We start from the raw sequence: 19,407 nt of genomic DNA, 5'->3' as shown, positions 1-19,407 counted from the left end.
AAAATATAAGTTTTTATTAAATAGATAAAATAAAATTTATTATTCAACGCGTATAAGCTTTGCTGCAAAGGCTCCGTCCATCTGATGCAAATGCGGAAGAGTTTGAATACATCCATTGTCATCAATTAATTCGGGCGCAAATTTACCGGCAGCAGATTCAAATTTAAACTCAGGATGTTTCGAAAGAAATTCTTTTACGATTTCAAAATTTTCTTCCGGCTCGATAGAGCAGGTACTGTAAACAACACAACCTCCTGTTTTAACTAACGAGGCAGCTTTCTCAAGCAGTTGCATCTGCAGTTCTTTCATCTTCCGAAGATCAAGCAGATCTTTTTTCCATTTGATATCTGGTTTTTTGGAAAGTGTTCCGGTTCCTGAGCAGGGCACATCTGCAAGTATGCGGTCAAATAATTCGCCTTCGTAATCAAGTGCATTCATTTCTAAAGCGCTGACGCATCTTACTTCCAGCCTGTCAAGATTTTTTTGAACAAGATCCATCCTGCTCTGATAACGGTCTATAGCGACTATCTCGCCTTTATCCTGCATAAGGTTTGCAAGGTATGCAACCTTTCCGCCAGGGGCTGTGCACATATCCAGTACACGCATGCCTGGTTGTACGTCGAGAAGTCTGCAGGCTAAACCAGCACTTTCATCCTGAATATTAAAGTAACCTTTTGTGAAAACATCCCACGCGGTTATGTTGGTAAGATTCTGGAGTTTAAAAAATTCAGGGAGATATTTTCCCTGGTGATATTTTAAATTAACAGAATTTAATAATGCACCGAACTCTTCCGGTCTGACTTTAAGTTGGTTCACTCTAAGCGTCAGATATGGTTTTTCATTATTAGCCGCGAGGAGTTTTTCAGTATTCTCCCTTCCGAATCTTTCAATGTATCTTTTAACCATCCACGAAGGATGAGAGTAAAATGCACATATATAACCGGGCAGATCTTCCTGCGGATCAGGATAACGTATCCCGTTTTTACTGCGTATTATGTTGCGTAAAATTGCGTTAGTAAGATCAGCGGGTTTTTGTCCCTGGAGTTTTTTTACAAACTCAACTGCTTCATTAACGGCTGCGTGATCGGGGATTTTATCAAGGAACAATATCTGGTACAAAGCAACGCGCAACCCGTTTTTAAGATTAGGGATTGCTTTTGAAAATTGTCCCTTATAAAAACCGTTGAGTATCCAGTCAAGCCGTCCCATCCATCTTACGACACCGTGAACTATTTCATAAAGTAATGCTTTATCCTGACCGTTCAGTTCGGAATTTCTTAATTCATTGTCCAATAATTTTTCAAGGTAAGCGTCTGTACGTTCAACCCGGTTTAATATTTTTACTGCAAGACCTCTGACGCCTTCGTATAAATCTTTAACTGTGTGTTCTTCAAACTGCGACATTATTTTTTTAACCTGTTCCTTAACTCTGCTGTTTTATCAAAAATTATTCTGAATAGTTTTTCATCTTCAATTGAAAATTCTTTTGTCCTTCTTGCGAAAACTTTTTTCGCGACTTCAATACTTTTATTAAGATCGTAAGTTGATAGTGATTGTGAACCGCCCCACATAAACGATGGAATTAATTTCGGAGGAAATCCCGAATCAAAAATATTACACGAAAATCCGGTAACTGTTCCCGTGTTGAACATTGTATTGATAGCTGTTTTTGAGTGATCACCCATTATCAAACCGAGGAACTGCATTCCGCTGTCAATTTCTTTTCCGTTAAGATTTACTTTTACGTTGCTGTAATTGTTTTTCAAATCACTGTTATTTGTATCAGCGCCGAGATTACACCAACTGCCGATGAATGCGTGTCCTAAAAATCCAGCGTGCTGTTTGTTTGAGAATGACATAATGATGGATGCCTCTACTTCGCCGCCGACTTTGCATACACTGCAGATGCTTACACCATCGTAAATAAATGCGCCGGCTTTAATTTTTGAATTCTCACCGATGTAAACGGGACCCTCGATGACAACATTAGGATACAGATAAGCATTTTTATCAATTATAACCGGACCAATTGAAGCATCAATCACGCATCCCGGTTTTATTATTGCGCCTTCTTCTATGATTATATTATCGGGGGAAAGAAGATGAACTCCGTTATAAACTTTTCCTTTTATTTTTTCTTCCCCGGATTTTTTCTTTTCATCATAAAGAACTGCAAAGTCATTTTCGATTTCATCTTTGTTGAAACGGATCAAATCCCAGAGATACTGTGCGAGAAGAACATCAACTTCGATAGTTTTTATGTTGTTCAACAAATCAAAGTTAAGCACATCATTAAACTGAGATTTTATTGATTCAAGATTTTTACCTGAAAGTTTTGCCCCGGCTATATTCCCTTTTGACGTGAAGATTATATCTTCTTTCTGTTTCAATACTTCACTATCAAAAAACCCTTTGGCATTTATCAATCGACCATTTATGAAAAGGCATTCATCATCAACTATTTGATTAACAGGGACAGAGGAATTTTGCGTCGACACTAAAGGCTTCAGATACTCCCTGCAATGAAGCAAAAGTTTGTGTCCCGAAAATATTGAAAAGATTTTTTCACGAATAGTTTTTGTACCGCAGACTAAATCATAAACCGGTCTTGATAAAGCTAGCGGATAAAAATTATCGGTGAGTTTGTCCTCAAATAAACAAATCTGCAATGAATTATTCTTTTATTATTTCTTTGAGACAATTTAATATTTTTTGAGTAAAGAATCTTAGGGGAAATAAGGGGTTACGTGCTGTCATTGTTAGGGAGCCAGTGCAAGTAATATCAAACTGTCATGCTGAATTTATTTCAGCATCTGATTTAACACTAAACCGCAAGCCCAGATTCCGAATGGCAGCGCCATCGGAATGACAGTATTAGGACAGACTTTGGGACTATAACAGGCTTAGAATTCTATGACAAAGTAGTTTGTTGCAGATGATGAAAGAAGTCATCAATATCAGAATTATGATCAGTAACTAATTCCTATACTTATGTATACCGGAAGAAATTTTCTGAACCCGGCGATTTGTTGACTCAAAGAGAATGTCAGGGAGAGTAGTTCACCGATCGAAGTGGAATAATCAATCATCAATAAACCAGAGATACCATAAGTAGCATATCCTGCCCCAGCCCTGATGATGATTTTATCAGAGTTATTTTTGAGGCAGTAGTTTTTACAAATACCTATTGATCCACCTCCTCCCAAATCGGTGTAATCTGTCGGTTTGCCCGGAGCCCACATTACGTTATAGTAGTAAGTAGTGTGAATTTCATCGGGCAAAATAAGTTCATTAAAGGCGAACACAGAAATTCCAGCCGAAGCAAAAAACTTATTGTAGTTCGGGAAGTAACCTATCTGAAGTCCCCAAATGGAACTATCAATAGCTGTGGAGTCTGAATATCTAAATTCTGAGGATGTAAATGCAAATAAAGAATTTGAAATCAGTAAAAAAGTTATTCCAATTGAATTGATCTTAGATATTGAGAATATCTTAAACAAATTTCTATTATCCTCCGTTTAAGATTCCTCTAACAACAATTGATTTATAACCATCAGATGCGATCAGAAATACATATCGATCAAAAACAACAATCCCTGAATAATATAATTTCGGGAGTTCATAAAATGTAAACCAATCTTTTCCGTTGTAATGCAAAACTCCAAAATATTGATTGCCCAGAAAAATATTGTTGTCGTCAGTTCCATTAATTTGACCAAAAAAACCTAGCCCTATAGGTTCCCACACATCACCTACTTTTTTAACTATGGAATTTTCCATACTGCCATACAATTTCCCATCTATGTTTTTGATAAAGGTTGGATATGATTCCCGATTAAAATTAGCTGAAGTAACATTTGAGTCAACTACTGTCCAATTATTTCCATCGTAGTGAAATAGGAAATCGACACTATAGAAATCGTTTTGTCCTATTTTTCTTTCCAGGTGACCATTACAATAAATATCATTATCACTTAATGCTTCAATTTGATTTAAAAAAACATTTTCACCAGTAAGGCTGATTTTACTCCAGTCCACCCCATTATAATGGATCATATTACCTTTTCGATCTCCCGCCCAGATATCTGAAGGAGAAATAACGCACAATGAATAAAGGCTAAATGTTTCTGAAATTACAGTGATCTCCCAATTTTGGTTTACTGACTTAACAATAAGTGCACTATCCAGGAAATCAGGGGGTGGGTTAGTATTAATATATTCTGCCCCGCCGGCAAAAATTATACTATTTGAATCTATTCCTGAAACCCCATTATAAGTTTTCAAAAAATGAGTGGGCGGAACACTTAATTCCGGATACCAATTTACTCCATTAAAACGGTATATCGATGTAACATTATTAGCATCAAAACCACAAATCCAAATATCATTTGGTGAGTTCCCCCAAATATGAGACAAAAAGTTCTGAATGCTGTTTGAGCTAATCGTATCAATAAACCATGTATAGTTTCTGCTTCCGGGTCCGATATTATCACCAGTTCCGGTTGGATTTTTATCGCAACTTGCATTTATAAGGAATACTAATAAACAAAATGTAAGCGAATACCTGTTCAAATAAAGATTTGAGAAATTTGTAAGATAATTGAAGTGCGAGCTTTGAAAGGATTTATTTAAAAAAGTTTTACTAATCATATTAACCCCATGAATAAATTAAATTATTCTTATACTAACTTATAATTATTTGTGAGTTCAATCAAATTAATCATAATCTATGATCAGTAATAAAAAATGATCCGGCCCCAGCACTTCTGTCACGAAGTGATTCGTGACAGCCGGAAAAACTATTATCATCAAATAGTCAAATAACTATTCCTGAACAACCACAAATTCTTTTTCTGAATTTTCCCCATACTCCTCCGTAACATTAGACACCGACGCAGTTTTTCTTGACAGGTAAGAATAAATTGCGGGCACAATAAACAATGTCAAAAATGTTGAGAAGATAAGTCCGCCGATAACAGCAATACCCATAGACACACGACTTTCAGAGCCTGCGCCAAGTGCTAACGCAATCGGCAAAATACCGAGTATGGTTGATATGCTTGTCATTAATATCGGGCGCAGTCGTGAGACTGATGCATCAAGTATCGCTTCCATCTTTGTAAGTCCGGCAGCTTTTCTCTGGTTGGCAAATTCAACAATAAGAATTCCGTTTTTGGTTACAAGTCCTATTAGCATTATCAAACCAATTTCAGAAAAGATGTTGAGTGTTTGTCCGAATACCCATAACGATAACAAGGCACCCGCTAACGCTAGCGGTACGGTAAATAAAATTATAAACGGATCGCGGAAACTTTCAAACTGTGCAGCGAGAACGAGATAGATCAGTCCAAGCGCGAGTATAAAAGCAAAAATTAAACTTGATGAACTTTCCGCAAAATCTTTTGAAGGACCATCAAGCGCGGTTGCGAATGTTTCATCCAATACTTTTCCGGCAACTTCGTCCATGGCTTTAATTCCATCACCGATTGTTTTGCCGGGTGCTAATCCCGCAGATACAGTCGCGGATACATACCTGTTAAACCTGAACAACTGCGGCGGACTGCTTAGTTCTGTAGTCGAGATTAGATTATCTAATTGTATCAGTTCATCCCTGTTATTTTTTATGTAGAGAGATTTTAAATCTATCGGAGCGTCGCGGTTTTCCCGTGATACCTGTCCTATTATCTGGTACTGTTTTCCGTTCATGATAAAATACCCGAAACGCTGCCCGCTGAAAGCCGCCTGTATAGTCTGTGCAATGTCAATTGTTGAAACACCAAGTGCGCGTGCACGCTGCCTGTCAATTGTAAGTTGAAGTTCAGGTTTGTTGAATTTTAAATTAACATCCACAATCTGGAATATCGGGTGGTTTGATGCTTCTTCTAAAAAAACAGGAAGCACTTCTCTAAGTCTTTCAAAGTTGGGTGCTTCAATCACATACTGAACAGGCAGTCCGCCTCGTCTGCTTCCGCCAATTGTCTGCTGCTGTGATACAAATATTCTTGCTTCAGTAAGTGAACTTACATCCTTACTTAATTTATCAGATACCTGCTGTTGTGTTCTTTCCCTTTGTTCCGGATCAGTCAGGATCAAAGTAACGAAACCGCTATTAACAGAACTTGATGCACCAAAACCCGGCGATGTTATGGAAATTATCCCATCACTTTCTTTAACTGAATCAGCTACCACCTGAACAAGCTGATCCATAAAATTTTCCATGTAATCAAATGAAGTGCCTTCCGGTGCTGTAACCGAAATGCTTAACCGCGATCTGTCTTCAAGCGGTGCAAGCTCTGATGAAATTGATGAAAAGAAAACATATATCATCAACATTGATAAACTCATTATAACAAGCGCCGCCGATCTTTTTTTCATAAAAGATGAAAGCATGCTTCTGTAGCCGTTATTCATCGAAACAAAAAATGGTTCGGTTTTGTTATAGAACCAGGTGTGGGTTTCTCTGCGTTTTAAAATCCTAGTCGATAACATCGGTGTTAATGTAAGAGCAACAAATGAGGAAATAATAACTGAGCCGGCGATCACAATTCCAAACTCTCTGAAAAGTCTTCCTGTTAACCCTGATAAGAAAATCACCGGAAGAAATACCGAGGCAAGCGCAACTGTTGTTGATACTACCGCAAAAAATATTTCCGCCGAGCCTTTTCTGCCTGCTTCATAGGGGGACATCTTGTTTTCAATTTTTGTATAAATATTTTCAAGTACTACGATAGCGTCGTCAACAACAATACCGATCGCCAATACAATACCGAGCAATGTTAAAACATTAATTGAAAAATCAGCAGCATACATTATAAAGAATGCGCCGATTAGTGAGATAGGAATTGCGATAACAGGTATTACTGTTGTTCTCCAGTCACGCAGAAATAAAAAGATTATCAACACAACAAGAGCAAACGCAAGCAATATTGTTTCCTGTACTTCTGAGATGGATGATTTGATATACGTTGTTACATCAAAACCGATTCCGGTTCTTATATCTTCAGGCAGATTTTTTTTGATGTGATCCAGACGGTTATAAAACTCATCAGTGATTGCGATGTTATTAGCCCCGGGCTGTGCAATCAGAACAACACCAACCATTGGTATTCCATCACGCTTAAGAACTGTCCTTTCATTTTCAGCCCCGAGTTCAGCCCTTCCTACATCTCTTAATCTTACAATTCCGCCTTCGGATTCTTTTACAATCAGATCATTAAACTCTTCAGGATTATGTAATCTTCCGATTGTTCTTATAGAAAGTTCGGTGTTGTTCCCCTCAATTAGTCCTGTCGGAAGTTCTATGTTATCCCTGTTGATTGCATTACGAACATCAATCGGTGTTAAACGATATGCCGCAAGCTTAATGGGGTCGAGCCAGATACGCATTGAATATTTTTTTTCACCCCAAATCCTTACTTCACTTACACCTGGAATTGTTTGAAGTCTTTCCTTAAAAATATTATTTGCTATCTCTGAAAGTTCAAGAAGATTTCTCGTATCGCTTTGAACACTTAAAAAAACAATCGGGGTGGCATCTGCATCAGCCTTTGATACAATAGGATTTTCAACATCGGGAGGAAGCTGACGGATTGCGCGTGATACACGGTCGCGAACATCATTAGCCGCAGCTTCAAGATCAACATCAATATCAAACTCAACAGTAATTGTACTTCTTCCGTCACGACTTGTTGAAGTGAGTGAACGTATGCCGGCTATACCATTAATTGATTCTTCAAGCGGTTCTGTAATCTGGGATTCTATAACATCCGCATTAGCACCCGTGTAGGCTGTGCTGACTGTGATGACGGGAGGATCTACTGCCGGGTATTCTCTTACACCGAGAAATGTATAACCAAGTATCCCGAATACAACAATAACAATCGACATAACGATTGCAAGTACAGGTCTTCTTATACTAAGCGAGGAAAGGCTCATATTATCCTGTCAGTTTATTTCTGATATTTTTACGGGCATATCTGGTTTTACCTGAAGTATGCCGGTTGTTATCAAAGTGTCGTTAGGCATTAATCCGTTTATAACCTGCACTCTCTTGTCTGTTCTTATACCAGTTTGAATACTTTGCGGAAAAACTTTTCCGTCTTTATATAGAAAAACTTTTTGACCCTTTAATTCAGGCACAACCGATTCAGTCGGAACCATAATAGTATTGCTGATTTTTTTTAAGAGTACTTCAACATCGGCGAATGAACCGGGAAGCAGTTTCATACCCGGATTGGAACACTTCGCTCTTATTTTTAATGTTCTTGTAACAGGATCAATTTTGGGTTCGATTGCATACACGGTTGCGGTGTATTTAACATCGATACCGGAAATTTTAAAGTTAACCTGGTCTCCTGTTTTTATATCTGAACTGTAACGTTCAGGAATTGCAAAATCCACTTTCACAAAACTTAAACTTTGTAAGCTCGCTATAACATTATTATTTGTAACGTAACTGCCTTCACTTACATTTCTCAAACCGATTATTCCATTGAACGAAGCTCTGATTATCGTTTTATCAAGTTGCGCCTGAAGTACTTGTATCTCGGCTTTGTTCACATTTAATTCGTTGAGTGCAGTATCATATTCTTCCTGGCTTATAGCATTTTTCTCTAGAAGTTTTTTCTGCCTGAATTCAATATCGCTCAATAACTCCTGCCTGAATTTAAGTCTTTGCAATTGCGCACGCAGTTCAGAGTCGTTTATCTTTACAAGCGAATCACCTTTACTTACAAATCTTCCTTCATCAAAAAATATTGAAATTATTTTTCCTGATATTTCACTCTTAAGTTCGACTTCTTCATCGGCAATTATAGTACCACTTACCAGAATATTATTGTCGATTGTTTCAGGATGAAGAATCATTGCTTTCACCTGTAAAAGTCCGGTGTTTCTCTGCACAGTCGCAGGGCTTTCTTCATTACCGCCAAGCTTTGGAATAATTACTGCGGCAAGGATTATTAGTAGAATTATTGATATTAAAATTATTCGAATGTTTTTCTTCATTTTAGGATTTGATGTATTGAGGTATTAATTCCGGTTTTATTTCAGCCTTAAGGTCTGTAAAAAAAATAATTCTTCAAACAGAAAAATGATGACACACTATTGTAAACGAAAAAAGCCAGTCATGCTGGCTTTTTCAATTCAATAAAAATTTGAACTTTATTTCTTTGCGTATTTCTTTTTGAACTTCTCTACTCTTCCCGCAGTATCAAGTAATTTTTGTTTTCCGGTAAAGAAAGGATGTGAACCGCTTGAAATTTCCAGTTTTACTAACGGATAAGTTTTTCCATCGTTCCATTCAATACTGTCACTGGTTTTAATAGTTGATCTTGTTAAAATTGCAAAGTCACAAGATGCGTCCTGAAATACAACTGGTCTGTATTCTGGATGAATTCCTTTTTTCATTTAGTGTAATCCGGTTAAATTATTCGTAAAAATTTTGATGCAAATATAATGACGGCAGGGTTTAATTCCAATCTAAAATTAGCCTAATAATTGTATATAATGCTACTTATCGCCCTTTTTCACTGAATTTTGCATTCTTTCCTTTAACTTCTGAACATTCTGCCTGTCTTCCACATTCAGGTTGATCTGGCGGTAATCCAGCCCACTTTTATCAATTTCATTTTGAATTGATGTCTGAACAGGTTGCTGTATAGCTTCTACAGAACCGGTTACTGCCGGCGAATTAGCAAAACTGTCTGTCCGCGTTGCGGATAAATCAGCTTCATTTCTCATAACAGCCTGGTTTTGTATAACCACTTCGTCCTTCATCATCTCCTGCACAGATGGTAAAGTATTTACCGGGGCTTCTTCTTTTTTAGGTGCATCTTTTGATTTTTTCTCAACCTGTTTTTCAACAGTGACAGGTTCTTCAGAAGTAACCATTACAATATCCTGCCGAAGTCTTGGTTCCAGCAACAAAGGATTTTCAAGTTCATCGGGAGAAAGATCTATCACAAAAACTAAAATGACGGCTGTCACAGCTAGAGCCATTGATGGTACAAGCCGCGAAGGAATAAATAATCTTTTAAAGATACTTTCCTTCTTTATTTTTTCAGGCTGATTGAGTTTCCTCATCAGAGTGGTTTCAAAATCTTTCGGGGTTTCAACTTTTTTTAGATTCTTTAACCCATCAATCACATCTTTGTATTTTAATTCATCGTTGTTCATTATCTCACCTCTATTCCCTGTGTATGTCCTTTAACAGCTTCTGCAACTGAGCACGTCCCCTGTTTATGCGTGATTTGACAGTTCCGACTGTTATGCCGGTTATCTCAGCGATTTCTTCGTACGACAATTCCTGTATATCTCTTAATATCACCATTTCCCTGTACACAGCGGAAATTTTCATTAATGCTTTCTGAATAATTTCTTCTTTTATTCCACTGTCTGTCATTACATCTGGTCTGTAACGTTCATCAGGAATATCAAAAGTTTCCTGTTCTTCAGTTCCGTATGAATTAATAGAAAAAATTTTTCTCCGCTTTCGTCTCTGGTATTCGGTGCGGGCAAGGTTACCGGCAATAGTATAAATCCAGGTGGAGAATTTAGCTACAGAACTATAAGAATCTTTGTACCGGAAAACTTTGATCATCGTATCCTGCACAACATCAGTGCAGGCTTCATAATCGCCTAAAAACCGGAAGACAAAATTTGTTAACGGATTTTTATATCGATGAACCAATATTTCGAATGCCCGGGTAGTGTTGTTCTGTTGGAATTCGATTATCAATTCTTCATCAGATAATTCGCTTAGATTTTTCTCCGTCAACTTTTGTTATACTTCATTTTTAGTGATTTGTTTCCATTTTGTGTCAATAAATTAGCGAAATTCTAATCAATTTTGAACGATTTCAATTTTATTCGTACTAAAATCATTAGTTAAGGATTTCTGCAATTAATTCAGTGACTATGGTCTTTTTATCCTTTGAGGTTGTTTTGGATGATAGATCAGCCTTATACAGAGCATTTACTGAGTTATATAAATCATCAACCGTAAACTGATTTTTCGCTCTTATATAATTGTCAAAGAAATATGGATAAATCCCGGCACGCGATGCTATCTCATTTCTCTGCAGACCCGAGTTCATCAAAGAACCAAGTTTGCTTAAAGTTGTAAAATACTTGGTTAACATTCCTACGATTTGAGGCACTTCAATTCCGTTTTGTAAAAGATTGAAAGCAATCTTTAACGAAGTTTCTTTATCTTTTTTCCCGATGGCTTCCTGCAAATCGAATATTGAATAAACTTTAACAGATGATGCTATGGTTCTTATAATCTCAAAAGTAATTTCATCCTTATCTCCCATAAACGTAAATATCTTTTCAAGCTGATTCTCGAGCAGAAATTTATCTTCGCCAATTAGTTCAACAAAATATTCGGCGTTAACAGGAGAAATAGTTTTTCCGTTTGATTCACAGTTATTGATCAGCCAGCTTATCAGATATTTTCCTTTAAGTTCTGCAGCCTCAAACAGAAAATTATTTTTCAATATTGATTTAATTGGTTCAGTCTCCGCCCCGGTAATTGAACCGTTATGAACTAATATCAGCACCGTAAACTCTGCAGGCGAATTTGCATATGATGAAAGCGATTTTCTTTCTTTAAGTTTTTCTGCTTCTTTTACGTAAACTATTTTTTTTTCTGATCCGAACGGGAATGATGATGCGAGTGTTGTTATCTCGGCGGCTGTTCTGTCATTACCGTAAATTAATTCTTTATCAAAATCACTGGTGATAAATTTTTCGGATGCTTTGATAATCAATTCAGCTGTTTGTGTAAGGGAAAAAAGATCTTCACCAAATAAATAATAAAACGGGAGGATATTCCCTTTCTTAAGCTGCTTTGGAATTTCTGAAACGGGGGGACAATTAATTTTTTTCTTCGCCATTTAATCTTTTCTTTTTTTCATAGGAAGATGCTTTTATTAAAAAAAGCGTTAACCCGCCCCATACAATTCCAATAACTATTATTGCAGTAACTACAGTTGAAATACTCATAAAATTATTTTACGGATTATCTTCATCTTTAAGTGTTGCTTTGACAAGTTTTTTATTTAACAGAATAAATACAGTGATTACAATAAACCACTGAAACAAAACTGTTCCGGTGTTTTCTGCATGAAAAGGATTCCACCATTCTGTATCCCAGGAGACAGAAGATATCAGCCACCACAAAATTAGAATGATAACCTGGATTGGTATCAAATATTTAATGGCTACATTATACCACTTCCCAATTTTAACATCTGTGCCGGAGCCGTTTATTATTTCTGTTCTGAATTTTTCAACTCCAAATTTTATTATTGCAAAAGAAATAAACGCCCCGCTTAAAATAAGTCCAACACCCCAGACCCAATCCTGGTTAGCAAAAAATTTGAGATCAAGTGCGGATGGAACGCCAAGCACTAATCCCGATACTGCTACAATGATAAGAGCTTTACTTCTTTTCAATCCAAAGTCTATTAACGTCCGGGTAGATAATTCAACCATTGAGATCAATGATGTTACTGCAGCAAAAAAAAGTGCTATAAAAAAAAGAGACGCAAAAATAACATTTAACGTATAGCTTGATGACATTTTTGTAAACAACAGGGGCAGATAAATAAAAGTTAAACCTGTATTTGCCGGTCCCGATTGAGTGATCTGGTTCATGGCGTCACTACCACTTAATGCAAACACTGATGAAAAAATTGTTATACCGGCAATCAGTGAAACTGAGTTGTTTCCAAATCCTATTAACGCAGCATTAAGAGGAATATCCTCCCGCTTTCTCATATAGATTGCGTAAGTCAGAATCAGTCCCCATCCGGCTCCGGTATCCCAGGCATTTTGTGTTAATGCATTAAGCCAGACTTTATAATCAAGAATTGTTGATAGATCAGGTGTAAAAAAATATTTAAGTCCTTCAACTGCGCCCGGTAAAGAAATACTTCTGAAAAAGAGTATGATTACAATTATCAGTAATGATGGGACAAGCCACTTGGTAACTTTTTCAACTCCCTTTGTAATCCCATTGAATACAACGAAGCCAACCAAAAGCATTGAAATCATATGAAAGATTAATGGCTGATAACCAGATGAAAAATTATTCCAGTAAGAGAGATGATCATTAACGGCAAATAGTTCACCCGAAGCCGCACTTAAAAAATATTTTAAACACCAGCCTGTAACAACTGAATAATAGAACATTATCGCAGTGGCAACGAAAACAATAAAGGCGCCCATCCAGCCAAATTTTTTACCTCCCGTTTTAGCAATAGCTCCAATAGGTCCATACCTGGTGGATTTACCGAGTGCGAACTCCGCAATTATAAGTGGGACAGACCAAATTAGAAGGAAGATAACCCAGGGGATAAGAAAAGATCCGCCGCCATTCTGTGCAACAACTCTTGAAAATCTCCAGATGTTACCGGTGCCTACCGCTATTCCAATCGTAGCTATAATTAGCGTCCATCTTGAAGAGAAAAATTCCTGCTGTTTCATAAGCGGAATGTGTTTGGTTTAAAGATGCTGATACATTCAGGTAGTGAGTATCAGCATCTTAATATTCAGAAATGAAAGTTGATTAATTATCTTTTTCTTTTTTCGATTGCGACATTTTCCATCACTACATCTTTCAGTGGTTTGTCGCCCGGCTTTGAAGTTTGCACTTTGCCTATAGCACGCACAACATCCATCCCGCCGATCACTTTACCAAAAACTGTATGCTTTCCATCAAGCCAGGCGGTAGGAACGAGAGTTATAAAAAACTGACTGCCGTTTGTATTTGGTCCCGCATTAGCCATTGATAGAATTCCTGAACTATCGTGTTTTAAAGTTGTAACAATTTCGTCGTCGAATTTTGCGCCATATATAGATTCTCCACCACGTCCGGTACCTGTCGGATCGCCACCTTGAATCATGAAGTTATCAATTACTCGGTGGAATATTACGCCGTTGTAATAGCCTTTATTTGCCAAACCAACAAAGTTTGCAACCGTTTTCGGAGTTTGTTCCTCAAATAATTCAATTTCAATTGTACCCATATTTGTTTTCATAACTGCAACGGAAACTGAATCAGACATTTTTTCCTGTGTGTTCATTATTTCGCTTTCATTTGGTTTAATTGTTTGATCATTATTGTTTGATGATTTTGAATCCTTGCATCCGATGAGTAAGAGAATTACAAGAAACGAAAAAGCAAATTTTTTCATTTTACCTCCTATGAATTAATGATGTTAAAGCTTATTAAAATAATTATTAAAATCCCTAAACCAATTCTGTAATAAACAAAAAGAAATGTTGAATGCTTCTTTAAATATTTCAGCAGAAAATCAATTGCAAGATAACCACTTATTGCAGAAAAAAGAGTTGATACGATAAGATTTATTGCAAGCTGCGGATCAATATATTCCAGTGATTCATTTAGTTGTAAAAGACCGCTTCCAAATATTGCAGGTATACTTAACAGGAATGAAAATCTTGCCGCCGTTTCTCTTTTAAGACCCATAAACAGTCCGCCTGTTATTGTAGTCCCCGAACGGGAAGAACCCGGAATGAGTGAAACAGATTGCGCAATCCCAATCATTATTGAATCGAAAACTGTAATCTCTTCCATATTTTTTTTGAACCTGCCAAGTTTTTCTGCTGCGGCAAGTATTACAGCGAGTACAATCAGGCTAACCGCAATTACATAAAGATTTTTTGTAAGCGCACCTTCTATTATTTCTTTAAAAGAAAAACCCAGTATAACAATAGGAATAGTACCAATGAGTATTAACCAGCCAAGTTTAGAATTTTCACTCTGGGATTTGAAAGGTTTTCTTGAAACCAGGTTATCCCTGAAAAACTCGATCAGTATATGCAGTATATCTTTATAAAAATAAATAAGTATTGCCGCAAGAGTTCCCAGTTGAATTACTGCGATAAATGAAGTCCATCGTTCAGGGTTTTCATTTGATATCAGGCTCATCAGATTCCCCGCGATTGTCAAGTGACCGGTACTGCTTATTGGAAGGAACTCAGTTATTCCCTGGATAATTCCCAGTAAAATTGCTTCAAATAAATTCAACAAATCTCCTAAATTCTGTACATCACTCCGAGCCTGATGCCGAATGAAAGTGAATTAAAGTTTACATTTTCTTTTTGAATAGGATTATAGATCGGAGTGCCGTTTCTCTCGGGCTCACCATTTAAATCATATCTCGCTTCCAGCCCGATATTGGCAAAAAGGTTTCCACCGAGTGAGGTATTTCCTTCTGCTTTTAGTAAAAATCCAAAACCAAGTGATGAATAGTCGAATGTAGTATTAGTTAACGGAAGAGTTTCATCAACAAGAACAATTCTCAATCCGGCTCCACCGCCAAGTTTAACATTATAACCTTCGCCACGTATTACGTAGTAGTTGACTACGGAAGGTTTAATAATTGAATGGGCAAGTTCAAATTTTCCTGATAGATTATCATAATTTGTCGAACTTAACGAATAACCGATTTCAATTCCCACATCATAAGTTTCTGAAACTGCATAGGCTCCTTCTACAAAAAATAAAACTGCTGAACTAAAATCAGCATACTGATCATCATCGGGAGCGAAATTCTGGTTTATATAATCTGCAACTGAAGGAGTGTTATTAAACGTAATTCCCATACCAGCACTCAATTCCACCTGGGATGCAGCATCTCTTACAAATAAAATTATTAACAATATTAAAAATATATTTTTCATGTTTCTTCCAGTTTTGCGTCTACTACTTTGAAAATATTTTCATGCTGTTTATTTAAAATGAAGAAGACAATCAATGCGGTCAAAATGAAAATAGAATATGAAATAATGTGTGTAAGGAAAGCATAAGCAAGACTGATTGTTTCTTCAAAACCAAACAGAACTACTAAAGCTGTTTTTGCAAGTGTATGATATGAACCTGTTCCGCCTGGTGTAGGAATAACCACGCCAATAGCGCTGATGCTCATTAGTATCCATCCCATTTCAAATGAAACAGTCTTAATATTTTCCATTCCAAGTGTAAAAAAACCGACATAAGCATTGAGTGCGTAAACCAGCATCATAACCACGCTGATGCCGAAAGTAAGTAAATAATTTCGCGCACCTTTTAAACTTGCAAACCCTTCGGTTAATAAACTGAATATGTGTGCGGATTTTTGTGCTGCCGTTGCGGAGAATAATCCAATGATCCGGATTATCAGGTTATAAAATTTTTCTTTTAGGAAAATAATCAGATATAAAATTATAATTACTGCAGCCATAATAACCGCTGTAATTATAAGTGAGGATTTTAACCATGGAAAACTCTCATAAAGATTACCGCTCCATATAAGTACTGACACCATAACAGTAAGACAAAGAAAAACTATGTCTATCACTCGCTCAACAATTACAGTCCCAAACATTGATGATCTGGAAAGTCCCTCCCACTTACCTATGAGCACTGCGCGGGTAACTTCACCCAATCTTGGTATTACACAATTAACACCATACCCAACCATCATCGCGCCAAAAAGATTTTTTAATTTTGTATCCGGTTTAACTGACTTAAGAATGATTTGCCAGCGAAAAGCTCTTAGAAAATGGGACAGATACTGCAGTAAGATAAATACTCCTACCCATAACACCGAGGCACGTGATGAAATGTTTATAACCTCACTAAAGTCGACACCATAAAATGCGATATAGAGAAATACACCTGTTAAAAGAAGTGAAAGGATTAATCGCAGTATCCGCACCAGGTGGATAGATTTTTTATCGTTACCTGAGGTCAATAACGGTGCTTCCTTCCGGAGCAGTAAAAGAAAATTTTGAATCGGTGAGGTTTGAATTTAGTTTATATCCCGAAATTGTAACATCAGTTTTATTTGAAGTGAGATCTTCAAATATTACACGGGTTATCAGATTGTTTTTATCAATCCATATTGAAATATTTTTAAAATTGCTTGTTGCACTTTTGGGAGTGAGGCTGAGTATTTTCTGGTCGGGTTTACTAATGTCCTTAACAATAGAATTTTCGGGGTAATCATATATAAGTTTATTCAATGACAATGCAAATGGATCTGAATCATCATAACTGCTGATAATAACTTTATTCTCCCGTTTATTAAAGTTCCAGGTTGTTTGGCCGTCAGTGATAATAGTAAGATTATTGAATTCAATCCTGAGTTTCTGCTCTTTTTTAAAAAAGAATTTACCCTTTGCTGATTTACCTCCTGAAATAACCTGAGTAAAATCCGCGCTAACATCGCTAATAGTGTTATACTTTTCCTGAACAGTTTTAAGTATGTTTTCGCCGCTCTCCTGCGTAAAAACCGGAAGAATAAAACAAGAGGTTATTAATAGAATTCCAAATATCTTCATTAAATAAGCCTAATTGATTAAAATGCTGATTAAATTTAAGAATAATTCAGTACAGATAAAATTTATGAATGAACCCCATACTGAAATTTTAACACTTGAATAATATGTTGATTTTCATACTGCCTTTTGAAAGATTTGAAAGTGAAAAATGATCATAAATAATTTAGTTAAAGAAATCTTTTTCAACTATTTTTGATGCTGTTAAATTGAGAAATTCTAAAAATGGAATTAAGATGCGAATTTACCACTACCTGATTATTGTAATATTCATTTTTATTTGGGGATGCAAAGAGGATCCACCCGTTGAACCGGATACATCAATTGCACCTGAAGTTAAAATTGTCTGGCCGCCGAATGGTTCAAATGTTTTAGATACTACATACCTTACAATTGATGCTACGGATGACAAAGGAGTTACAAAGATTGAGATATTTATAGATAATATAAATTATGAAGCTTTAACGATGACAATAAAACCTTACCGGGCAATCATCAATGCAGAATACTACGATCCATCGACACCTCACACAATTATAGCCAAAGCCTATGATGGGGATCAGAATGTGACGAGTTCAGAGGAAATATCGATAAACACTTTTCAATTTCAACCAACAAATCTTATTGCCACTTTAACATCCGACACATCTGTAACATTAAGATGGAGAGATAACAGTAATGTTGAGTCGGGTTTTGAGATCGAACAAAAAACACAGAGCGGTAATTGGGCTCATTTGACATTTGCAGATTCTAATATTACGACATTAGCAGTACCAGGAATATATTTAACGTCTGAAGTTTATTCATTTAGAATCAGGTCGTTCAACAGCAATACAACCAGTACATACTCAGATATTGATACTGCTAAACTTGTAGTTCCAGTACCCAATAATATCAAGCTCAAATCGCAGACCAGTCATTCAATTTTGTTATCATGGAATGATAACTGCAATTTCGAAACCGGATATCAAATTGAACGGAGCTTAAACAATCAACCATTTATTGAAATTGGCGAAACGGGAATTAGTCAGTCAACTTTCATTGTTAGTGGTTTGGATACAGCATTCACTTACAAGTATCGGGTTAGGACCAAAACTTCGCATAATGTTTCAGTTTATTCCGAGGTCATAAATTCAGATTTTCTTTTGTCAGGAGTTTTTAGAAAATTTTTACTTGCACATACAGGAACACTTAGATCAGGAGTGATTACTCACGATGATCAATTTGCAATTACCAGCGCAGATGATAAAACTATAAAAATTTTCAGTACTGAAACTGGCAGTCTTGTAAGATCTATTGACGCACATGATCTTACCATTTACAAACTTGCTTTGTCGCCCGATGGTAATACAATCGCAAGTGCCAGTGATGATAAAAAAATTAAACTTTGGCGAATTTCAGATGGAACACTTCTCAGGACTCTTGAAGGTCATGAATTAGGGGTTTTATCTCTTAGTTTCAGTCATGATGGAAGTAAGTTGGTGTCCGGTGGCAAAGACGCAAAAGTTATTCAATGGAATCTCCAGGATGGTTCCTTAATTGATTCGATGATTGGACATTCATCTTTTATTTATAGTGTAAAATATTCACCAGACGATCAGAAGATTTACAGCGCCAGCTACGATAGATTTATTAAAGTTTGGGATGCTGCAAGTGGAAATCAACTGGCAAATTTAACGGGGCATCTTGGAGGAATATTTGGAATGGATATTAGTTCAGATGGTCAGCAACTGGCAACTGTAAGTAATGACCGATCATTAAAACTGTGGAATTTAAATACCAATTCAATTATCAAATCAATTCCGGCACACAGTAATGTAATTTATTCCGTTGCTTATACATCAAGTGGTAAAGCACTTGCGACATGCAGCGCAGATTCACACATAAAATTCTGGGATTCATCGACAGGCGGATTAATGAGTGTAAATTCTATTTTGGCAGAGGTTACGACGTTTGTCTCTATTAGTGAAGACGAATCATTAATGATTACAGGCGGTAGTTCACAATCTGCGGTCCTATGGGATATAGGTTACCAATGGAGCGTAATTAATTAGG

At 36.6% G+C, this 19,407-nt stretch carries 17 protein-coding genes; 1 reads left to right on the top strand and 16 read right to left on the bottom strand.

Going from position 1 to position 19,407, the window contains the following annotated elements; all coding sequences use genetic code 11:
• Positions 1-39: 39 nt before the first annotated feature.
• From rsmB to IPM56_18970, 16 genes are all read right to left on the bottom strand, one after another.
• Positions 40-1,404, bottom strand: coding sequence for a 16S rRNA (cytosine(967)-C(5))-methyltransferase RsmB (gene rsmB / locus IPM56_19045; protein QQS36308.1), 1,365 nt, complete (start codon positions 1,402-1,404; stop codon positions 40-42).
• Entirely contained in the window at positions 1,404-2,669 is a 1,266-nt protein-coding gene (locus IPM56_19040) for a transferase (protein ID QQS36307.1), read from the bottom strand. The genes rsmB and IPM56_19040 overlap by 1 nt, the downstream gene beginning before the upstream one ends.
• 300 nt (positions 2,670-2,969) lie before the next feature.
• Positions 2,970-3,500, bottom strand: a complete 531-nt coding sequence (locus IPM56_19035) for a hypothetical protein (protein ID QQS36306.1) — start codon at positions 3,498-3,500, stop codon at positions 2,970-2,972.
• Between the two features lie 7 nt (positions 3,501-3,507).
• The gene (locus tag IPM56_19030; protein QQS36305.1) at positions 3,508-4,650 is read right to left on the bottom strand and encodes a hypothetical protein; all 1,143 of its coding nucleotides are present in this window, start codon (positions 4,648-4,650) and stop codon (positions 3,508-3,510) included.
• Positions 4,651-4,824: 174 nt separating this feature from the next.
• The gene (locus IPM56_19025; GenBank protein ID QQS36304.1) at positions 4,825-7,935 is read right to left on the bottom strand and encodes an efflux RND transporter permease subunit; all 3,111 of its coding nucleotides are present in this window, start codon (positions 7,933-7,935) and stop codon (positions 4,825-4,827) included.
• A gap of 9 nt (positions 7,936-7,944) precedes the next feature.
• The gene (locus IPM56_19020; protein ID QQS36303.1) at positions 7,945-9,006 is read right to left on the bottom strand and encodes an efflux RND transporter periplasmic adaptor subunit; all 1,062 of its coding nucleotides are present in this window, start codon (positions 9,004-9,006) and stop codon (positions 7,945-7,947) included.
• Between the two features lie 156 nt (positions 9,007-9,162).
• Positions 9,163-9,408: a type B 50S ribosomal protein L31 gene (locus tag IPM56_19015; protein QQS36302.1), complete on the bottom strand. Its 246-nt coding sequence runs from the start codon at positions 9,406-9,408 to the stop codon at positions 9,163-9,165.
• A 102-nt stretch (positions 9,409-9,510) separates the two neighbouring features.
• Positions 9,511-10,176: a hypothetical protein gene (locus IPM56_19010; GenBank protein QQS36301.1), complete on the bottom strand. Its 666-nt coding sequence runs from the start codon at positions 10,174-10,176 to the stop codon at positions 9,511-9,513.
• A 10-nt stretch (positions 10,177-10,186) separates the two neighbouring features.
• Positions 10,187-10,777 carry a sigma-70 family RNA polymerase sigma factor gene (locus tag IPM56_19005; GenBank protein QQS36300.1) on the bottom strand — a complete coding sequence of 197 codons (591 nt, stop codon included), beginning with the start codon at positions 10,775-10,777 and terminating at the stop codon, positions 10,187-10,189.
• Between the two features lie 106 nt (positions 10,778-10,883).
• Entirely contained in the window at positions 10,884-11,897 is a 1,014-nt protein-coding gene (gene holA / locus IPM56_19000; GenBank protein ID QQS36299.1) for a DNA polymerase III subunit delta, read from the bottom strand.
• 118 nt (positions 11,898-12,015) lie between these two features.
• On the bottom strand, positions 12,016-13,491 hold the full coding sequence (locus tag IPM56_18995) for a sodium-dependent transporter (GenBank protein ID QQS36298.1): 1,476 nt from the start codon (positions 13,489-13,491) through the stop codon (positions 12,016-12,018).
• Between the two features lie 86 nt (positions 13,492-13,577).
• Entirely contained in the window at positions 13,578-14,201 is a 624-nt protein-coding gene (locus IPM56_18990; GenBank protein QQS36297.1) for a peptidylprolyl isomerase, read from the bottom strand.
• Positions 14,202-14,209: 8 nt separating this feature from the next.
• Complete coding sequence (gene uppP / locus IPM56_18985) at positions 14,210-15,058, bottom strand: undecaprenyl-diphosphatase UppP (GenBank protein ID QQS36296.1); 849 nt, start codon at positions 15,056-15,058, stop codon at positions 14,210-14,212.
• Positions 15,059-15,066: 8 nt separating this feature from the next.
• Positions 15,067-15,714 (bottom strand): hypothetical protein, encoded by a 648-nt coding sequence (locus IPM56_18980; GenBank protein ID QQS36295.1) that lies wholly within the window; start codon positions 15,712-15,714, stop codon positions 15,067-15,069.
• Positions 15,711-16,766: a flippase-like domain-containing protein gene (locus tag IPM56_18975; protein ID QQS36294.1), complete on the bottom strand. Its 1,056-nt coding sequence runs from the start codon at positions 16,764-16,766 to the stop codon at positions 15,711-15,713. The genes IPM56_18980 and IPM56_18975 overlap by 4 nt, the downstream gene beginning before the upstream one ends.
• Positions 16,753-17,355: an outer membrane lipoprotein carrier protein LolA gene (locus IPM56_18970; protein ID QQS36293.1), complete on the bottom strand. Its 603-nt coding sequence runs from the start codon at positions 17,353-17,355 to the stop codon at positions 16,753-16,755. The genes IPM56_18975 and IPM56_18970 overlap by 14 nt, the downstream gene beginning before the upstream one ends.
• A gap of 233 nt (positions 17,356-17,588) precedes the next feature.
• Between IPM56_18970 and IPM56_18965 the strand changes: the two genes are divergently transcribed.
• Positions 17,589-19,406, top strand: coding sequence for a hypothetical protein (locus IPM56_18965; GenBank protein QQS36292.1), 1,818 nt, complete (start codon positions 17,589-17,591; stop codon positions 19,404-19,406).
• Position 19,407 lies beyond the last annotated feature (1 nt).

The sequence above is a fragment of the Ignavibacteriales bacterium genome, assembly GCA_016700155.1.
Lineage (GTDB): Bacteria > Bacteroidota > Ignavibacteria > Ignavibacteriales > Ignavibacteriaceae.
This window is presented reverse-complemented; position numbering and strand designations above follow the sequence as displayed.